Annotated in this window: 15 protein-coding genes; 11 read left to right on the forward strand and 4 right to left on the reverse strand. The window is 74.8% G+C overall.

From position 1 onward, the window contains the following. Positions 1-70: 70 nt before the first annotated feature. From ACIA6B_RS01705 to ACIA6B_RS01720, 4 genes are all read left to right on the forward strand, one after another. Complete coding sequence (locus tag ACIA6B_RS01705) at positions 71-2,860, forward strand: DEAD/DEAH box helicase (RefSeq protein WP_396769904.1); 2,790 nt, start codon at positions 71-73, stop codon at positions 2,858-2,860. Then, on the forward strand, positions 2,857-4,158 hold the full coding sequence (locus ACIA6B_RS01710) for an SWIM zinc finger family protein (RefSeq protein ID WP_396769906.1): 1,302 nt from the start codon (positions 2,857-2,859) through the stop codon (positions 4,156-4,158). The genes ACIA6B_RS01705 and ACIA6B_RS01710 overlap by 4 nt, the downstream gene beginning before the upstream one ends. A 100-nt stretch (positions 4,159-4,258) precedes the next feature. Continuing rightward, positions 4,259-5,065, forward strand: coding sequence for a TetR/AcrR family transcriptional regulator (locus tag ACIA6B_RS01715; protein ID WP_396769908.1), 807 nt, complete (start codon positions 4,259-4,261; stop codon positions 5,063-5,065). A 23-nt stretch (positions 5,066-5,088) separates the two neighbouring features. Beyond that, positions 5,089-5,400: an NIPSNAP family protein gene (locus tag ACIA6B_RS01720; protein ID WP_396769910.1), complete on the forward strand. Its 312-nt coding sequence runs from the start codon at positions 5,089-5,091 to the stop codon at positions 5,398-5,400. A gap of 33 nt (positions 5,401-5,433) precedes the next feature. Here ACIA6B_RS01720 and ACIA6B_RS01725 read toward each other — a convergent pair whose 3' ends face one another. Next, a complete protein-coding gene (locus ACIA6B_RS01725) occupies positions 5,434-6,438 on the reverse strand; it encodes a helix-turn-helix transcriptional regulator (RefSeq protein ID WP_396769912.1) in 1,005 nt (334 codons plus the stop codon). An 89-nt stretch (positions 6,439-6,527) separates the two neighbouring features. Here ACIA6B_RS01725 and ACIA6B_RS01730 point away from each other — a divergent pair, with 89 nt between their 5' ends. Then, positions 6,528-7,118, forward strand: a complete 591-nt coding sequence (locus ACIA6B_RS01730) for a DUF664 domain-containing protein (protein WP_396769914.1) — start codon at positions 6,528-6,530, stop codon at positions 7,116-7,118. 18 nt (positions 7,119-7,136) lie between these two features. On the opposite strand, the gene ACIA6B_RS01735 is transcribed toward ACIA6B_RS01730, so the two are convergent. Then, positions 7,137-8,354: a MalY/PatB family protein gene (locus ACIA6B_RS01735; protein ID WP_396769916.1), complete on the reverse strand. Its 1,218-nt coding sequence runs from the start codon at positions 8,352-8,354 to the stop codon at positions 7,137-7,139. A gap of 33 nt (positions 8,355-8,387) precedes the next feature. On the opposite strand from ACIA6B_RS01735, the gene ACIA6B_RS01740 reads away from it, so the two are divergent. Next, positions 8,388-8,945: a GNAT family N-acetyltransferase gene (locus ACIA6B_RS01740; protein WP_396769918.1), complete on the forward strand. Its 558-nt coding sequence runs from the start codon at positions 8,388-8,390 to the stop codon at positions 8,943-8,945. Between the two features lie 67 nt (positions 8,946-9,012). Here the strand turns inward: ACIA6B_RS01740 and ACIA6B_RS01745 are convergent, their stop codons facing one another. Beyond that, the gene (locus ACIA6B_RS01745; RefSeq protein WP_396769920.1) at positions 9,013-9,834 is read right to left on the reverse strand and encodes an MOSC domain-containing protein; all 822 of its coding nucleotides are present in this window, start codon (positions 9,832-9,834) and stop codon (positions 9,013-9,015) included. 3 nt (positions 9,835-9,837) lie between these two features. Then, on the reverse strand, positions 9,838-11,466 hold the full coding sequence (locus ACIA6B_RS01750; protein WP_396769922.1) for an acyl-CoA dehydrogenase family protein: 1,629 nt from the start codon (positions 11,464-11,466) through the stop codon (positions 9,838-9,840). Positions 11,467-11,634: 168 nt separating this feature from the next. Between ACIA6B_RS01750 and ACIA6B_RS01755 the strand changes: the two genes are divergently transcribed. Genes ACIA6B_RS01755 through ACIA6B_RS01775 form a run of 5 tightly spaced genes read left to right on the forward strand, consistent with a single transcriptional unit; the run spans position 11,635 to position 16,987 of the window. Then, positions 11,635-13,176: an ABC transporter substrate-binding protein gene (locus tag ACIA6B_RS01755; protein WP_396769924.1), complete on the forward strand. Its 1,542-nt coding sequence runs from the start codon at positions 11,635-11,637 to the stop codon at positions 13,174-13,176. Position 13,177: 1 nt separating this feature from the next. Continuing rightward, a complete protein-coding gene (locus tag ACIA6B_RS01760) occupies positions 13,178-14,122 on the forward strand; it encodes an ABC transporter permease (RefSeq protein ID WP_281941108.1) in 945 nt (314 codons plus the stop codon). Beyond that, positions 14,119-15,000, forward strand: coding sequence for an ABC transporter permease (locus ACIA6B_RS01765; protein ID WP_396769926.1), 882 nt, complete (start codon positions 14,119-14,121; stop codon positions 14,998-15,000). Before ACIA6B_RS01760 ends, ACIA6B_RS01765 begins: the two co-directional genes overlap by 4 nt. Next, positions 14,997-15,974, forward strand: a complete 978-nt coding sequence (locus ACIA6B_RS01770) for an ABC transporter ATP-binding protein (RefSeq protein WP_396769928.1) — start codon at positions 14,997-14,999, stop codon at positions 15,972-15,974. Before ACIA6B_RS01765 ends, ACIA6B_RS01770 begins: the two co-directional genes overlap by 4 nt. Further along, positions 15,971-16,987, forward strand: a complete 1,017-nt coding sequence (locus ACIA6B_RS01775; RefSeq protein WP_396769930.1) for an ABC transporter ATP-binding protein — start codon at positions 15,971-15,973, stop codon at positions 16,985-16,987. The genes ACIA6B_RS01770 and ACIA6B_RS01775 overlap by 4 nt, the downstream gene beginning before the upstream one ends. Positions 16,988-17,011: the final 24 nt, after the last annotated feature.

The raw sequence follows: 17,011 nt of genomic DNA on the forward strand, positions 1-17,011 counted from the left end.
CCGGACGGGTAAGCTACGGTACGTTGTACGCCAAGCGGGGTGGACCGCCGGCGAGGTCGGGAGGTACGAGGTGCTGCTCGGGCGGTTCGCGGTCGTCTTCGAGCCGGGCGACCCGCCCCGGGCCGGCACGGTCAGCTTCTACGACCCGACCGGCGACGCGGTGCCCGACGAGTTCGACGAACTCGGCGACGTCCGCGAGTTGACGCTGGCGCTGCCCCTCGACGGCCCGGTCGCGGCGTGGCAGGTGCGGGCCTGCGCCGTGCCGGTCGCCGACGCGGTCCGGCGGCTCGTCGCGCTGCGCGACGAGGCGGACGTGACGCCCGCCGCCGCGTTCTGGTCGGCGGTGGCGGTCACCGGGCTGCACCTGGTGGCCCGGGGCCGGCTGCTGCCCGGCGTCACCCCGGACGGGCACGACGCCTGGCGGGCCGGCCCGTTCGACGTCACCGACGTGGAGCGCATCCGCGCGCTCGCCGCGGCGATGCCGGCCGGGGCCCGCGCGGTGCCGGTCGACCCGTTCGCCGGGACGCTCGTGCTGCCCGACGCCGAGGACCTGGTCCGGGCGTTCCTGGACGCGGTGGCCGACACGCTGCCGCGCATCCCGGCGGCGCCGTGGCTGACCGGCGACGACCGGTTCACCGGCCTGGACCCGCAGCCGGTGGAGGAGCTGCGCGACTGGGCGCGCGAGGTCTCCGCCGGCGTGGACACCGGGCTGCGGGTGGCGTTGCGGCTGGCGGGGCGCGACGACTTCGCGACCACCGGCCTCACCGCCGTGGTCCGCCTGCGCAGCCTCGCCGACCCGACGGTGGTCAGCGACGCGGCGGCGCTCTGGGAGGGCGACGCGCACGGCCTCGGCGAGCAGGCCACGTTCGAGGCCGTGCGCGCGGTGCGCCGGGCCGCGACGGTGTGGCAGCCGCTGGCCCGGCTGCTCGACGAGGCCGCCCCGGTCGAGCTGGAACTGCTCGACGAGGATCTGATCGACCTGCTGGGCGGCGCCGAACGGCAGCTCGCCGCGGCCGGCATCGACGTCGAGTGGCCGCCGCGGCTGTCCCGCGAGCTCGCCGCCCGCGTCCTGATCTCCTCGCCGCCGGAACAGCCGGCCGACCCGGCCGGCTTCCTCCGCTCGGCCGCGCCGATGCCGCGGAGCTGGCAGCTCACGCTCGCCGGCGAGGCGCTCACCGACACGGAGATGGACCTGGTCGCCAAGTCCCGGCCGATCGTCCGACTGCGCGAGCAGTGGGTGGCGGTCGCGCCGGAGCTGGCCCGCCGGGCCCGGGAGCGGCAGCTCCCTCCGCTCAAGGCGTACGACGCGCTGGCCGCCACGTTGATCGCCAGCACCGAGGTGGACGACGAGCGCGTCGAGGTGGTGGCCGACGGCTGGCTCGGCGCGTTGCGCGAGCGGATCGCCGAGCCGGACGGCGGCCCCGAGCGGCTGGTCCCGCCGACCGGGCTGGCCGGCACGCTCCGCGCGTACCAACTGCGTGGGTTGCGCTGGCTGGACCGGATGACCTCGCTCGGCTTCGGCGGCTGCCTCGCCGACGACATGGGTCTGGGCAAGACCGTCACCGTCGTCGCGCTGCACCTGCGCCGCCGTGCCGACCCGGCCCTCGCCGGGCCGACGCTCGTGGTCTGCCCGGCCTCGGTGCTGGGCAACTGGGAACGCGAGATCCGCCGGTTCGCGCCGGGCGTGCCGGTGCGCCGGTTCCACGGCGCGGCCCGCACGCTCGACGACCGCACCGACGGGTTCGTGCTGACCAGCTACGGCACCATGCGACTGGACGCGGTCGTGCTCGGCGGGCGGCGGTGGGGGATGGTGGTCGCGGACGAGGCGCAGTACGTGAAGAACCGGCTCAGCGGCACCGCGAGGGCGCTACGCGAGATCCCCGCCGACGCCCGCCTCGCGCTCACCGGCACACCGGTGGAGAACAACCTCTCCGAGCTGTGGACCATCCTCGACTGGACCACACCCGGCCTGCTCGACACGGTCGGCACGTTCCGGGCCCGGTGGGCCCGGCCGATCGAGGTGGACCGGGACGCGTCCGGCGTGGACCGGCTGTCCCGCCTGGTCCGTCCGTTCCTGCTGCGGCGCCGCAAGTCCGACCCGGGCATCGCGCCGGAGCTGCCGCCGAAGACGGTCACCGACCACCTGGTGTCGCTCACCGCCGAGCAGGAGACGCTCTACCGCCGGGTCGTCGACGAGGTGATGGGCGAGATCCGCGCCAGCCCGACCGGCATCGCCCGCCGAGGACTGGTGCTGAAGCTGCTCGTCGGGCTGAAGCAGGTGTGCAACCACCCGGCGCACTACCTGAAGGAGCCACACGGCGAACTCTCCGGCCGCTCGGAGAAACTGCAGCTCCTCGACGACCTGCTGGAGACCATCCTCGCCGAGGACGGCGGCGCCCTGGTCTTCACTCAGTACGTGCGGATGGCCCGGCTGCTGGAGCGGCACCTGGCCGCGCGGGGCGTGCCGGCGCAACTGCTGCACGGCGGCACGCCGGTGCCGCAGCGCGAGGAGATGGTCCGCCGGTTCCAGGCCGGCGCGGCGCCGGTGTTCCTGCTCTCCCTCAAGGCGGCCGGCACCGGTCTCAACCTGACCAGGGCCGACCACGTCATCCACTACGACAGGTGGTGGAACCCGGCCGTGGAGGAGCAGGCCACCGACCGGGCGTACCGGATCGGGCAGACCCGGCCGGTGCAGGTGCACCGACTGATCGCCCAGGGCACCCTGGAGGACCGGATCGCCGCGCTGCTGGAGTCCAAGCGGGAACTGGCCGACGCGGTGCTCACCGGCGGCGAGACCGCGCTGACCGAACTGTCCGACGCCGAGCTGCTGCGGCTCGTGCGGCTGCGCGACGAGGGATGACGGACGTGGACTTCGACTTCGGGTTCGACGACGAGCCGGACGACGAGGCGACCGGGCCGGTCGAGGACGACGGGCGGGCCCGGAGCTTCCCGGCGTTCGGGCCGGGCCGGCGGATCGGCAGGAAGTTCGCCGACACCTGGTGGGGAAACGCCTGGATCGAGTCGATGGAGCACACCGCGCTCGACCAGGAACAGCTCAGGAAGGGCCGGCGGTACGCGTTCGCCGGTCAGGTCGGGCCGATCACGGTGAGCCCCGGGCGGATCTCCGCGCCGGTGCACGACGGCGACCAGTACACCCCGCACCACACCGAGGTCCGGATCTCCACGCTCGCCGACGCGGAGTGGGACCGCCTGCTGGACCGGGTCGCCGCCCGGGCCGGGCACATCGCCGCGCTGCTCGACCGGGACATGCCGCAGGACCTGGTGACCACCGCCGACGACGTCGGGGTACGGCTGCTGCCCGGCTACGGCGACCTGGAGCCGTCGTGCGACTGCCCGTCCTGGGACCATCCCTGCCGGCACGCCGCCGCGCTGGTCTACCAGGCGTCCTGGCTGCTGGACCGGGATCCGTTCGTGCTGCTGCTGATGCGGGGGCGGGCGGAGCCGGAGCTGATCGAGGAGCTGCGCACGCGTAACGCCGGCCGCGCGGTCGCCGCCGACCCGGCGGGCGCCGTCGGCATCCGGGCCGAGGAGGCGTACGCGACCGTCCCGGCCGCCCTGCCCGAACCGCCGCCGCTGGTCCGCGACGAGCCGATGGCGCTCACGCCGCTGCTGGCCCCGCACGACGCGCCCGGCCTGGACGCCGAGGCGCTGGGCGTGCTCGCCGCGGATGCCGCGTCCCGGGCCCGGCGGCTGCTCACCGCCGACGCGGCCGAGGTGCTCGCGCCCGAGCGTGACGCCTGGGCGGACGCCGTGCGGCTGGCGTCGCGGATGCCGCGCTCGCGGGCCGCGCGCCGCCTCGCGGAGGCCAGCGGCCGGGCCGACGACCTGCCCCTGGCGATCAGGGCCTGGGAGTACGCCGGCGTCGCCGGCCTGGCCGCTGTCGACGCGGTGTTCAGCCCGCCGAAGGAGCTGGTGTCCCGGGCCACCGACGCGCTGCGCGAGGCCGGCGGGATCGGCGGCGCGACGCCGCGGGTGCGGAACTGGCGCAACCGCTGGACCGTGGGCCGGGACGTGCAGGTGCGCTACGGCCCGGACGGCCGCTGGTACCCGTTCCGCAGGCGTTCCGGCCGGTGGTGGCCGGCGGGCCCGCCCGGACCGGACCCGGCCGACGCCCTGCTGGACCTGTCGAGAGACTGATCCGTGGACCGGCGGCCGGTCGGAGGGTCCCGCTCCGGCCGGCCGCCCCGGCGGACGGCCCGTACGCCATACGGTATGCCGCCGGTAGGATGGAGCCACTATGTCGAAGGAGCGCAGCGGCAAGGCCGATCCCGCACGCAGCCTGGCCATTCTCTGGCGCACCCGGGAGCCCACCAGCCGCGGCGCCGGCCCGGGGCTCAGCGTCGACCGGATCGTGCGGGCGGCCGTCGAGATCGCCGACGCCGAGGGCATCGACGCGCTCACCATGCGGCGGGTCAGCGAGGCGCTGGGCGCCGGCACCATGTCGGTCTACACCTACGTGCCCGGCAAGTCGGAGCTGCTCGACGTCATGGTCGACACCGTCTACGGCGACATGCCGCGCCCGGCCGACGTGCCCGGCGGCTGGCGCGGCCGGCTGGACCGGATCGCCCGGGACAACCTGGCGCTCTACCGCGCCCACCCGTGGCTGCTGCGCGCCGAGACCAGCCGCCCGGTGCTCGGCCCGCACACGCTCGCCAAGTACGACTACGAGCTGCGCGCCGTGGCCGACATCGGGCTGGACGACGTGGAGATGGACGCCGTGCTCACCCTGGTCCTCGGGCACGTCAAGAGCATCGCCCGCGCCGACCACGACGGCGCGCAGCTGGAACGCGAGACCGGGATGACCGACGGGCAGTGGTGGCAGATCCACGGCCCGTGGCTGGAGAAGTTCATGACCTCGGGCAGCTACCCGGTCGCGGCCCGGGTCGGCTCGGCCGCCGGCGCGGCGCACGGCGCGGCCTACGGCCCGGAGTACGCCTTCGAGTTCGGGCTGCGGCGGGTGCTTGACGGCATCGCGGTGGTGGTCGCCGAGCGCACGGGCGGGGCCGGCCCACTCGGCTCGCCCTCCAGCGACGCCGGACGGTGACCGCGCGCCGCTAGGCTGGTCGCATGATCACGTGCGTCGTGCACTACACCATCGATCCCGCCCGGATCGAGGCGTTCGAACGGTTCGCCCGCGCCTGGATGACGCTGGTGGCCCGGCACGGCGGCGTGCACCACGGCTACTTTCTGCCCGCCGAGGGCGCCAGCGACCGGGCCGAGGCGCTGTTCAGCTTCGAGAGCCTCGCGGCGTACGAGCGGTACCGCTCCCGGTTCGGCGTGGACCCGGAGTTCGTCGCGGCCGACCGGATCCGCGACGAGTCGGGGTGCGTGCTGCGGTACGACCGCACGTTCATGCGCCCGTTCCTGCCGACCGACTGACGCGGTCGCCGCGCTGCGGGGCGAGGGTGGTGGTCACGGGGAAGCCGGCCGGCGGGTGTCGACGGCCGCGGCGGCGTAGCGCCGGGCCAGGCGGGCGAACGCGTCCCGCAGCTCGGGCGGCCCGACCACCTCGATGTCGGCGTCGTACCGGCCGAGCAGGGCCGCCAGGCCCGGCCAGGACCAGGCGCCGAGCACCAGCCGGCAGCGGTCCGGGCCGAGTTCCTCGACCAGGCCGTCGCGGGTCCAGGTGGAGACCGTCCGGGCGGGCAGGTCGAGGATCACCTCCCCACGGCACGGCCAGTCACCGGGGCCGCCGACGCCGTGGAACCGGCCGGCGACGAACGCCGCCACGTCGCCGCCGGGAAGCTCCCGGGGCGTGAACCGGGGACCGGTCGGGGTGCGCGGGCTGATCCGGTCGACGCGGAACGTGCGCCAGTCGTCGCGGTCCAGGTCCCAGGCGACGAGGTACCAGCGCCCGCCCCAGGTGACCAGGTGGTGCGGCTGGACCCGGCGCGGCGGCGGAGGGCCGTCCGGTGGATCGGCCGCCGGCGCGGCCGGGTAGTCGAAGCGCAGCACCTCGCGGGCGTGCACGGCGGCGCTGAGCGTTACCAGCAGGCCCGGCTCGACCCGGGGCCGGGCCGGGCCGCCGGACTTCTCCACCGCGACCACCCGCAGGGCGTCGACGCGGTGGCGCAGCCGCGTCGGCATGACCTGCCGGACCGTGGTCAGCGCCCGCGCGGCGGACTCCTCGATGCCGGTCACGGTGGTCGCCGCGGTCTGCAACGCCACGGTGAGCGCCACGGCCTGCTCGTCGTCGAAGAGCAGCGGCGGCAGCGCCGCCCCGGCGCCCAGCCGGTAGCCGCCGTCCGGACCCTTGGCGGCGGCGATCGGATAGCCCAGCTCGCGCAGCCGGTCGACGTCGCGGCGCACGGTCCGCGCGCTCACCCCGAGTCGTTCGGCAAGCACCGCGCCCGGCCAGTCGCGACGGGCCTGCAACAGGGACAGCAGGGCGAGCAGGCGGGCGGACGTCGTCGACATGGGTCGCATTCTGCCCCGGGTGGCGGACAGGAACTGACCGCTACGCCTGCGAGCGTGGACCGGCACCGATCGCCGACCGGAAGGAACCGATGACCGTGACCACGACCGCCCCGACCGCGCCGCCCACCACGCTCGACGCCGAGCGGACCGCCCTGCTCCGGGCGCTCGCCGGCGCCCGCGCCGCGCTGACCGCCACGGTGCGCGACCTGACCGACGCCCAGGCGGGGGAGCGCCCCACCGTGAGCGCGCTCTGCCTGGGCGGGGTGCTCAAGCACGTCGCGGCCGGCGAGGAGGCCTGGCTGCGGTTCGTGGTCGACGGCCCGGCGGTGATGACCTTCACCCTGCCCGACGGCGTGACCTGGGCGGAGTTCCTGGCCGGCACGGCGCGCGAACTGCCGCGCTGGGCGATCGAACGGGAGCGGACGTTCCAGATGCTGCCCGAGGACACGCTCCCCGCCATCCTCGACCGGTACGCGCGGGTCGCCGCCCGTACCGAGGAGATCGTCGCCGGCCTGGCCGACCTGTCGGCGGCGCATCCGGTGCCGGACGTGCCCTGGCACGAGCCCGGCACGGTGCTGAGCGTGCGCGCGGTGCTGATGCACGTCATCGCCGAGACCCGGCAGCACGCCGGGCACGCGGAGATCCTGCGCGAGACGCTCGACCGGCGGACGACCACCTGACCCGGCGTGGGCCCGCCCTCATCCCGGCGCGGCGACGGCCCGGCCCATCCGGGTCACCGCCTCGGTCAGCACGGCGGGCGAGGTGGCGAAGTTGAGCCGGACGAAGCCCGCGCCGCCGGTGCCGAAGACGTGCCCGGAGCTGAGCGCCACCCGGGCGTCGTCGAGGAACATCCGGGCCGGGCCGGACAGGTCGGTGACCACGCCTGGCCCGTCACCCGGCGTCGCGGTGGGCACGCCGAGCCGGGTGCAGTCGAGCCAGGCGAGGTAGGTGCCCTCGGGCGGCTGCCAGGACACCGCGGGCAGGTGCGCGGCGAGCAGCGTCCCGAGCAACGCGCGGTTGGCGTCGAGGCCGTCGAGGAGTTGGTCCAGCCACGGCCCGCCGGCGGCGAACGCGGCGGTGTGCGCGAGCACCCCCAGGTGACTGGGGCCGTGGCTGACCTCCTCCGGCATCCGGGCCAGGTCGGCGGCGGCGTCCGGCCCGGCCACCGCCACCGCCGCCTTGAGACCGGCGAGGTTCCACGCCTTGGACGCCGACAGCAGCGCGAACGCGTTCCCGGCACCGGGGACGGTCAGGTACGGGGTGAACCGCGCGCCGGCGAGCGCCAGCGGAGCGTGGATCTCGTCGGAGACGACCCGGACGCCGTGCCGGGCGGCCAGCTCGGCGACGGCGGCCAGCTCGTCGCGGCGGTGCACCACGCCGGTCGGGTTGTGCGGGTTGCAGAGCAGGAACGCGGGCCGTGCGCCGAGCAGCCGGGCCCGGCGGAACGCCTCGTCCAGCGCGGCGAGGTCGAGCCGTCCGTCCGGCCCCAGCGGGGCCTCCAGCACCCGCCGGTCGGCGTGCGAGACGAACGCGTAGAACGGCGGATAGACGGGCGGGCAGACCACCACCGCGTCTTCCGGCTCGGTGACCAGCCGCAGCACCTCGACCACGCCCATCATCACGTCGGGCACCAGCGTGCTGCGCCCGACCGGGAAGTCCGGCCAGTCCCAGCGCTGCGCCGCGAACCCGGCGAGCGCCTCCGCGTAGCCCGTCCCGTGCGCGTAACCGGTGTCGCCCAGCTCGACCGCGCGGCGCAGCGCGTCGGCCACCGGCGGCGCGAGCGGCACGTCCTGCTCGGCCACCCACAGCGGGAGCACGTCCGGCGGGTGCAGCCGCCACTTGACGCTGGTGCGCTGCCGGAGCTGGTCCAGCGTCAACCGGGTGAGCGGGTTGCGGTCGTCGGCGGAAACGTGCATACCGTTCACCCTAGGCGGCTCTACCATCGCCCGATGGCCCGCCCGACGTATCCACTGCGGACGCCGCGACTGCTGCTGCGCCCGGTCACGCCCGACGACCTGGACGACGTGCACGCCTGGCAGCGGCGTCCCGACGTGTGCCGCTGGACGCTCGCGAGGCCGCGTACCCGGGAGCAGTCCCGGGCGTCGGTGGCCGCGATGGCGGGCGAGGACGCGCTGCGCGCGGAGGGCGACTGCCTGACGCTGGCCGCGGTCGCCGGTGACCGGGTGATCGGCACGGTGGAGCTGGTCTGGCGCAGCCGCGCCGACCGCACCGCCGAGCTGGGGTACGTCTTCCACCCCGACCACGGCGGCCGGGGCCTGGCCACCGAGGCGGCCGGCGCGTTGTTGGACTGGGGTTTCGGCCCGTTCGGGCTGCACCGGGTGACGGGTCGGTGCCACGCCGGCAACGAGGCGTCCGCCCGGCTGCTGGCCCGGCTCGGCATGCGCCGGGAGGCGCGGCACGTGCGCAGCTACCGGTTCCGTGACGAGTGGGCCGACCAGCTCGTCTTCGCCGTCCTCGCCGACGAGTGGCGCCCCCGCCCGGGCTGAGCGGGCCGCGTGCGGCCCCGGGCGGCCTGAGCCGGCCGGCCGCGTGCGGCCCCGGGTCCGGAGGCGGTCAGTCGGCGGTGACCGGGTCGCCGACCCGGATCTCGCCGGTGCCCATCGGGATCAGACGGATGCCGAACCAGACCTTCCCGTCCCACCGCCGGTGCCGCGCCAGCGTGCGGATCGGCTCCCGGCCGCTGGTGAGCGTCACCGGGTCGATCAGCGTGAGCGAGCAGCGGTCGCAGCGTTCGGCGACCCGGAAGTCGACCGCGCCGATGCGCACCCGGGTCCAGCCGTCCTCGGCGAACGGCGCGACCGGGCCGTCGAGCACCACGGTGGGCCGGAACCGGGCCATCGGCAGCGGGTCCGGTGCCGGCTCGCCCCGCTCCAGCGCGCCCTCGACGATCCAGTCCCGCAGGCGGCGCAGCGACGGCAGTGTGGCGGCCAGCAGCGGGCCGGCGTCGGCGAGGTTCAGCGGGTCGCCGGGATGGCCTCCGTGGGTCTGCGACACCGGGCGGCGGCGCGGGTCGTCCAGCCAGCCCAGCCGTACCGGGCGCGCCAGGCGTTCGGTGAGCCAGTCGTGCGCCTCGGCGGTGGCCAGGCGCACCGAGTCCAGCCGGGACAGCGTGGTGGCGGCCGGCGGGCCGGCCACCGGCTCGGGGACGACCAACGAACCGCCGGCCCGGTCGGTGAGCGTGAGGGAGCCGACGCCGGGCACGGCGGTCAGCCCGAGCATCCGGGGCGCGGCGCGGGCGGTGAGCACCGCGCCGTCCGGTTGCAGCAGCACCCAGCGCCGGTCGTGGCGCAGCCCCCACGGCTCGACCGTGGCCCGGTCGACGTCCACGCCGGCCAGCGACTTCACCGGGTGGACGTGGGCCGAGACGAGTCGCACCGGTCAGCCGAGCTTCGGGGTGGCCCGGTCGATGATCGCGGCGAGGTCGAGGCCGCCGGGCAGCGTCCCGTACGCCTGACCGTGGTCGCCGCCCAGCCGGGACGCGCAGAACGCGTCCGCGACCGCCGGGTGGCCGTGCCGGACCAGCAGCGCGCCCTGGAGCACCAGCGCGAGCCGCTCCACCACGCGGCGGGCCCGCAGCTCCAGGTCGGTGTGGTCGGCCAACTCGTCGCGCACCGCGCGGACCGCCGCGTCGAGGCGCGGGTCGGCGCCGGCCGCGGTGGCCACCTCCGCCTCGTACGCGGCCAGCACCTGCGGCTCCCGGGTGAGCGCGCGCAGCACGTCCAGCGCGGCGACGTTGCCGGAGCCCTCCCAGATCGAGTTCAGCGGCGACTCGCGGAACAGCCGCGGCATGCCTGATTCCTCGACGTAGCCGTTGCCGCCCAGGCACTCCAGCGCCTCGGCGGCGTGCCCCGGCCAGCGTTTGCACACCCAGTACTTCCCGACCGCCAGCGCCAGGCGCTTGAACGCGGTCTCGCCGGCGTCGCCGCGCGCCGACCGGTCGGTCGCGCCGGCCAGCCGCGTCATCAGCACGGTGGCCGCCTCGGACTCCACCGCCAGGTCGGCCAGCACGTTACGCATCAGCGGCTGCTCGGCCAGGTAGCGGCCGAACGCCCGCCGGTGCGTGGCGTGGTGCACGGCGGTGGTCACGCCCTGGCGCATGCCGGCCGCCGCGCCGATCACGCAGTCCAGGCGGGTCAGGTTGACCATGTCGATGATGGTGCGCACGCCGCGGCCCTCGCCGCCGACGCGCCACGCCACCGCGTGCTCGTACTCGATCTCGGCGGAGGCGTTGGAGCGGTTGCCGAGCTTGTCCTTCAGCCGCATCAGCCGCATCGGGTTGCGACCGCCGTCGGGCAGCACCCGGGGGACCAGGAAGCAGGTGAGGCCGTCCGGCGCCTGGGCGAGCGTGAGGAACAGGTCGCACATCGGCGCGGAGGTGAACCACTTGTGCCCGACCAGCCGGTAGCTGCCGTCCGGCTCGGGCCGGGCGGTGGTGGTGTTGGCGCGTACGTCCGAGCCGCCCTGCTTCTCGGTCATCGACATGCCGGCCAGCAGGCCGCGCTTGCTCTCCGGCGGACGCAGTCCGAAGTCGTACTCGGTGCTGGTCAGCAGTGGCTCGTAGCGCGCGGCCAGGTCGGGGCTGTGCCGCAGCGCCGGCACCGCCGCGTAGGTCATCGAGATCGGGCAGCCGTGCCCGGCGTCGGGCCGCCAGACGTAGAAGCCGGCGGCGCGGGCCACGTGGGCGCCGGGCCGGTCGTCGGCCCACGGCGCGGCGTGCAGGCCGTGCCCGACCGCGGTACGCATCAGCTCGTGCCAGGAGGGGTGGAACTCCACCTCGTCGACGCGGTGGCCGTAGCGGTCGTGGGTGCGCAGCACCGGCGGGTGCTCGTTGGCCAGCCGGCCGTGCTCGCCGGCCGCCTCGCCGCCGGCCAGCCGGCCCAGCTCGCGCAGCCCGGGGGCGGCCCAGTCGGCGCCCTCCCGGGCCAGGCCGTCGAGCAGCGCCGGATCGTCGGCGGTGTCGTGGCCGACCAGCGGCGGGACCTGGTTGACGACCTCGTGTGTGGTCACGGCGGCCCTCCCAGCACGCGGTGGCGGAAGGTGGATTGAACCACCGTTCAACCCCGACCGGCAACCGCGCGCCGACCGGTCGATTCGGCTCGATTCGGTTGACATCATCCCGCTCGGCGAGAAGAGTGGCCGAAACTTTCTTTTGTTCGGAAAGCGGCAGGGGGGCCAATGTCCAGGAACAAGCTCGGCGTGATCGGCGCGGCGCTCACGCTCGCGGCCGGTGTCCTGTCCGGATGCAGCGGCGGCGAGGCCGTCGACGTCGGTGACGGCGGCGGGAGCGCCGGGGGCGCGGGCGGTGTCCTCAACGCCGCGATCGGCGGCGAACCGGACCAACTCGACCCGCACAAGACGTCCGCCTACTACAGCTTCCAGGTCCTGGAGAACGTCTACGACACGCTCGTCGAGCCGGACGCCGACCTGAAGATGGTGCCGTCGCTGGCCACCAAGTGGACCACCAGCGCCGACCAGCTCACCTGGACGTTCACCCTGCGCGACGGGGCGAAGTTCTCCGACGGGTCGCCGCTGACCTCGGAGGACGTGGTCTACTCCTACGAGCGGATCATCAAGCAGAAGCTGAACACCGCCTACAAGTTCGCCACCGTCAAGTCGGTGACCGGTCCCGACGCGGCCACCGTCGTGGTGACGTTGACCGCGCCCACCCCCAACCTGCTGGCCAACCTGGGCGGCTTCAAGGGCGTGGCGATCGTGGAGAAGTCCAACGTGGAGTCCGGCAAGGTGAAGACCGCGCCGGTCGGCAGCGGCCCGTTCAAGGTCGCCGGCTACACCTCGGGTGACAGCATCAAGCTGGTCCGCAACGACACCTACTGGGGCGACAAGCCGAAGCTCGACGGCGTCACCTTCACGTTCGTCAAGGACCCGACCGTCGCGCTGCAGAACCTGCGCAGCGGCCAGGTGCAGTGGACCGACAACCTGCCGCCGCAGCAGGTGAAGGCGTTGCGCGACGGCGACGACCCGGTGGTGAGGACCGCGCCGTCGACCGACTACTGGTACGTGGCGCTCAACGAGGCCCGCAAGCCGTTCGACAACCCCGAGGTCCGCCGCGCGATCGGCTACGCGCTGGACCGGGAGGCGATCACCAAGGCGGCCAAGTTCGGGCTCGCCACGGTCAACCAGACCGCCATCCCGCGCAACAGCGCCTTCTTCTACGACTACGCGCCCTTCTCGCACGACCCGGCCAAGGCGAAGCAGATGCTCGGCCAGGCCGGCGTCGGCAACCTCACCATGGACCTGATGGTCACGAGTGAGTACCCGGAGACGGTCACCGCCGCCCAGGTCATCGCCGCGCAGCTCAAGGACGTCGGGATCACCGTGAAGATCCGTACGCTGGACTTCGCCCAGTGGCTCGACGAGCAGGCCAAGGGGAACTTCGACGGGTTCATGCTCGGCTGGCTGGGCAACGTCGACCCGGACGAGTTCTACTACGCGCAGCACCACAGCGGCGGCACGTTCAACTTCCACAAGTACGCCAACCCGGCCGTGGACAAGCTGCTCGACACCGCCCGGACCGAGACCGACCAGGCCGCCCGCAAGCAGGCGTACGACCAGGCGGCGAAGCAGATCGTCGACGACGCCAGCTATCTCTACCTGTACAACCCGGACGTGGTGCAGGGCTGGTCGAAGAAGGTGTCCGGCTACGACGTCCGCAGCGACCGGGCGATCCGGTTCCGCTCGGTCACCCTCGGCAAGTGACATGACCCGCTTCGTCCTGCGGCGGGTCCTCCAGTCCGCGGTCGTGCTGCTCGGGGTCACCCTGGTGGTCTTCCTGCTGCTGCAACTGGTGCCGGGCGACCCGGTGCGGGTGGCGCTCGGCACCCGCTTCGACCCGCAGACGTACGAGGCGCTGCGGGAGCGCGCCGGCCTGGACCAGCCGCTGCCCGTGCAGTACGCCAGCTACCTCGGTCACGCGCTCACCGGCGACCTCGGGGTCAGCTTCCGCACCGGCCAGCCGGTCAGCCGGATCGTGCTGGAACGACTGCCGGCGACGCTGTCGCTGGCGCTCACCGCGGTGGTGTTCGCGCTGCTGGTGGCGTTCCCGCTGGGCATCGTCGCGGCGGTGCGCAGCGGCTCGGCGGTCGACCACGCGGCGCGCGTGTTCAGCCAGTTCGGCGTCTCGGTGCCCGACTTCTGGATGGGCATCATGGGGATCATCCTCTTCGCCGGTGTGCTGGGCTGGCTGCCGCCGTCGGGCTACGTGGCGCTCACCGAGGACCCGGGCCGGTGGGCGTCGCACGTGGCGCTGCCGGCGGTCACCGTCGGTCTGGTCACCGCGTCGATCCTCACCCGGTTCATCCGCTCCTCGGTGCTGGAGGTCCTCTCCGCCGACTACGTGCGTACCGCCGAGGCGAAGGGGCTGCGCAACCGGGTGGTGATCCTGCGGCACGTGCTGCGCAACGCGCTGATCCCGGTCGTCACCGTGGTCGCGGTGCAACTGGCCAGCCTGCTCGGCGGCGTGATCGTGATCGAGGTGCTGTTCGCCTGGCCGGGCATCGGCCGGCTCACGTTCGACGCGGTCCAGGCCCGCGACTATCCGGTCCTGCAAGGCGCCGTGCTGCTCGTGGCCGCGCTGTTCCTGCTGGTCAACCTGCTGGTGGACATTCTCTACGCCCGCCTCGACCCGAGGATCACGGTCAGGTGAGCGGCGCATCCGAGAGCACCCGGCGTCGCGTGCTGGACGCGCTGCGCCGCGACCCGCTCGCCGTCGGCGGCACGCTGGTCCTGCTGCTGCTGGTCGTGGTGGGCGTCGCCGGTCCCTGGCTGGCCCCGTCCGGCGTCAACGACGTCGACGTCGACGCGATGCTGCGCCCGCCCAGCGGGGCACACCCGTTCGGCACCGACGAGCTGGGCCGGGACGTGCTCAGCCGGGTGCTGGTCGCGGCGCGCGTCTCGCTCCAGGTCGGCGTGGTCAGCGTCGGCATCGCGCTGGTCGCGGGCGTGACGCTCGGGCTGTTCGCCGGCTACTACCGGGGCTGGCTGGACAGCGTGCTGATGCGCTGCATGGACGTGCTGTTCGCGTTCCCGGTGCTGCTGCTGGCGGTGGCCATCGTGGCGGTGCTCGGGCCCGGCCTGCTCACCGCCATGGTCGCCATCGGCGTGGTCTACACCCCGATCTTCGCCCGGATCACCCGCGCCGGTGTGCTGGCCGTCCGCGAGCAGGTCTTCGTCCGGGCCGCCGTCTCGATCGGCGCGTCCGACCTGCGCATCATGCGCCGGCACGTGCTGCCCAACATCGCCGCGCCGCTGATCGTGCAGACGTCGCTGTCGCTGGCGTTCGCGATCCTGTCCGAGGCGGCGCTGTCCTTCCTCGGGCTGGGCATCCAGCCGCCGGCGCCGGCCTGGGGTCGGATGCTCTTCGACGGGCGGGGCTTCGTCACCGACGCCTGGTGGCTGGGCGTGTTCCCGGGCGCGGCGATCTTCCTGACCGTGCTCGCATTCAACCTGGTCGGTGACGCGCTGCGCGACGTGCTCGACCCCCGCCAGCTCACCCTCAGCGAGGCCCGCCGGAGCACCCCATGAGCGAGCGCACCGTGTTCTCCGTCGAGGACCTCACCGTCACCGTCGGCACCCGGCGCGGGCCGGCCCGCGCCGTGGCCGGCGTGTCCTGGCAGGTGCGGGCCGGCGAGACGTTCGCGCTGGTGGGCGAGTCGGGCAGCGGCAAGAGCATGACGCTGCTCGCGGCGACCGGCCTGGCGCCACGCGCCGCCACGGTCACCGGCCGGGTCCGGCTGCTCGACACCGAGCTGAGCGCGCTGCCCGACGACCGCCGGCGCAGGCTGCGCGGCCGGCACGTCGGGTTCGTGTTCCAGGACCCGATGACGTCGCTCAACCCGGTGCTGCCGGTCGGCCGGCAGGTCACCGAGGCGGCCGAGGCGCACCTCGGGCTGACCCGCCGCGCCGCCCGGGCCCGGGCGGTGGAGCTGCTCGACCTGGTCGGCATCCCGTCGGCCGCGCAGCGGGTCGACGCGTTCCCGCACCAGTTCTCCGGCGGCATGCGCCAGCGTGTCGTCATCGCCATGGCGCTGGCCTGCGAGCCGGACCTGCTGATCGCCGACGAGCCGACCACCGCGCTCGACGTCACCACCCAGGCGCAGATCGTCGAGCTGGTCGCCGACCTCCAGCAGCGGCTCGGCACCGCGGTCGTCTGGGTCACCCACGACCTGGGCGTGGTCGCCGGCATCGCGGACACCGTCGCGGTGATGTACGGGGGGCGGATCGTCGAGCAGGGCCCGGTCGACGCGGTGTTCGACGCGCCGACGCACCCGTACACCCGGGCGTTGCTCGCGGCGCGGCCGGACCCGGCCCGCCGGGGTGCGGACCTGGTGGCGATTCCGGGCGCCCCGCCGAGCCCGCTCGACCTGCCGCCGGGCTGCGCGTTCTGGCCGCGCTGCCCGGTGCGCGCCGACCCCCGGTGCGAGCACGAGCTGCCCCCGTTGACGCCGGTCGGCGACGGGCACACCGTCCGCACCTTCTATCCGGGAGAGACGCCATGACAGCGGCGGACGTGGTCGCCGAACTGGACGACCTGGCGGTGCACTTCCCGACCCGGGCCGGCGTGGTCCGCGCCGTGGACGGCGTCACGCTGGCCGTCCGCCGGGGCGAGACGCTCGGCCTGGTCGGCGAGTCCGGCAGCGGCAAGTCCACCGCCGGCCTGGCGCTGATGCGGCTGGTCGACCCGACCGCCGGCCGGGTCCGGGTGGCCGGCGCGGACGTGACCCGGCTGTCCCGGCGTCGCCTGCGCGGCATGCGCCGGCACGTGGCGATGGTGTTCCAGGACCCGCAGGCGTCGCTGGACCCGCGCCGTACGGTCGCGGACAGCGTCGCCGAGCCGCTTGTGGTGCACCGGCTGGCCACGTCCGCCGCCGCCCGCCGGGATCGGGTGGCGGAGCTGTTGGAGCTGGTCGGCCTGCGGCCGGAGACCGCCGACCGGCACCCGCACGAGCTGTCCGGCGGCCAGCGTCAGCGGGTGGGGGTGGCCCGCGCGCTGGCCGGTGAGCCGGATCTGATCGTGCTGGACGAACCGATCGCCTCGCTGGACCTGAGCGTGCAGGCGCAGATCATGAACCTGCTCCGGCGGCTGCAACGCGATCTCGGGCTGACCTACCTGTTCATCGCGCACGACCTGGCGGCCGTCGAGCACATGAGCGACCGGATCGCGGTGATGTACCTGGGCCGCATCGTGGAGACCGGCCCACCGGAGCGGATCTACCAGCGGCCGGCGCACCCGTACACGGCGGCGCTGCTGTCGGCGGTGCCGGTGGCCGATCCCCGCGTCGAGCGGGAACGCCGGCGCATCGTGCTCTCCGGTGACATCCCCAGCCCGGTGGACCCGCCCAGCGGTTGCCGCTTCCGTACCCGCTGCCCGCAGGCCCGCGACGCGTGTGCCGGGACCGATCCGGCGCTGGCCGAGGTCGGTCCCGGCCAGCACGCCGCCTGCCTGTTCCCGCTGGACGGCGCGCGGCACCCCGCCGCCGGCGGGCCGGACCGGGACGGCGGCGCGGCGTAGGCTCACCCGGCCGCCATCGCCCGC

The organism is Micromonospora sp. NPDC051141 (assembly GCF_044455765.1).
Classification (GTDB): Bacteria; Actinomycetota; Actinomycetes; order Mycobacteriales; family Micromonosporaceae; genus Micromonospora.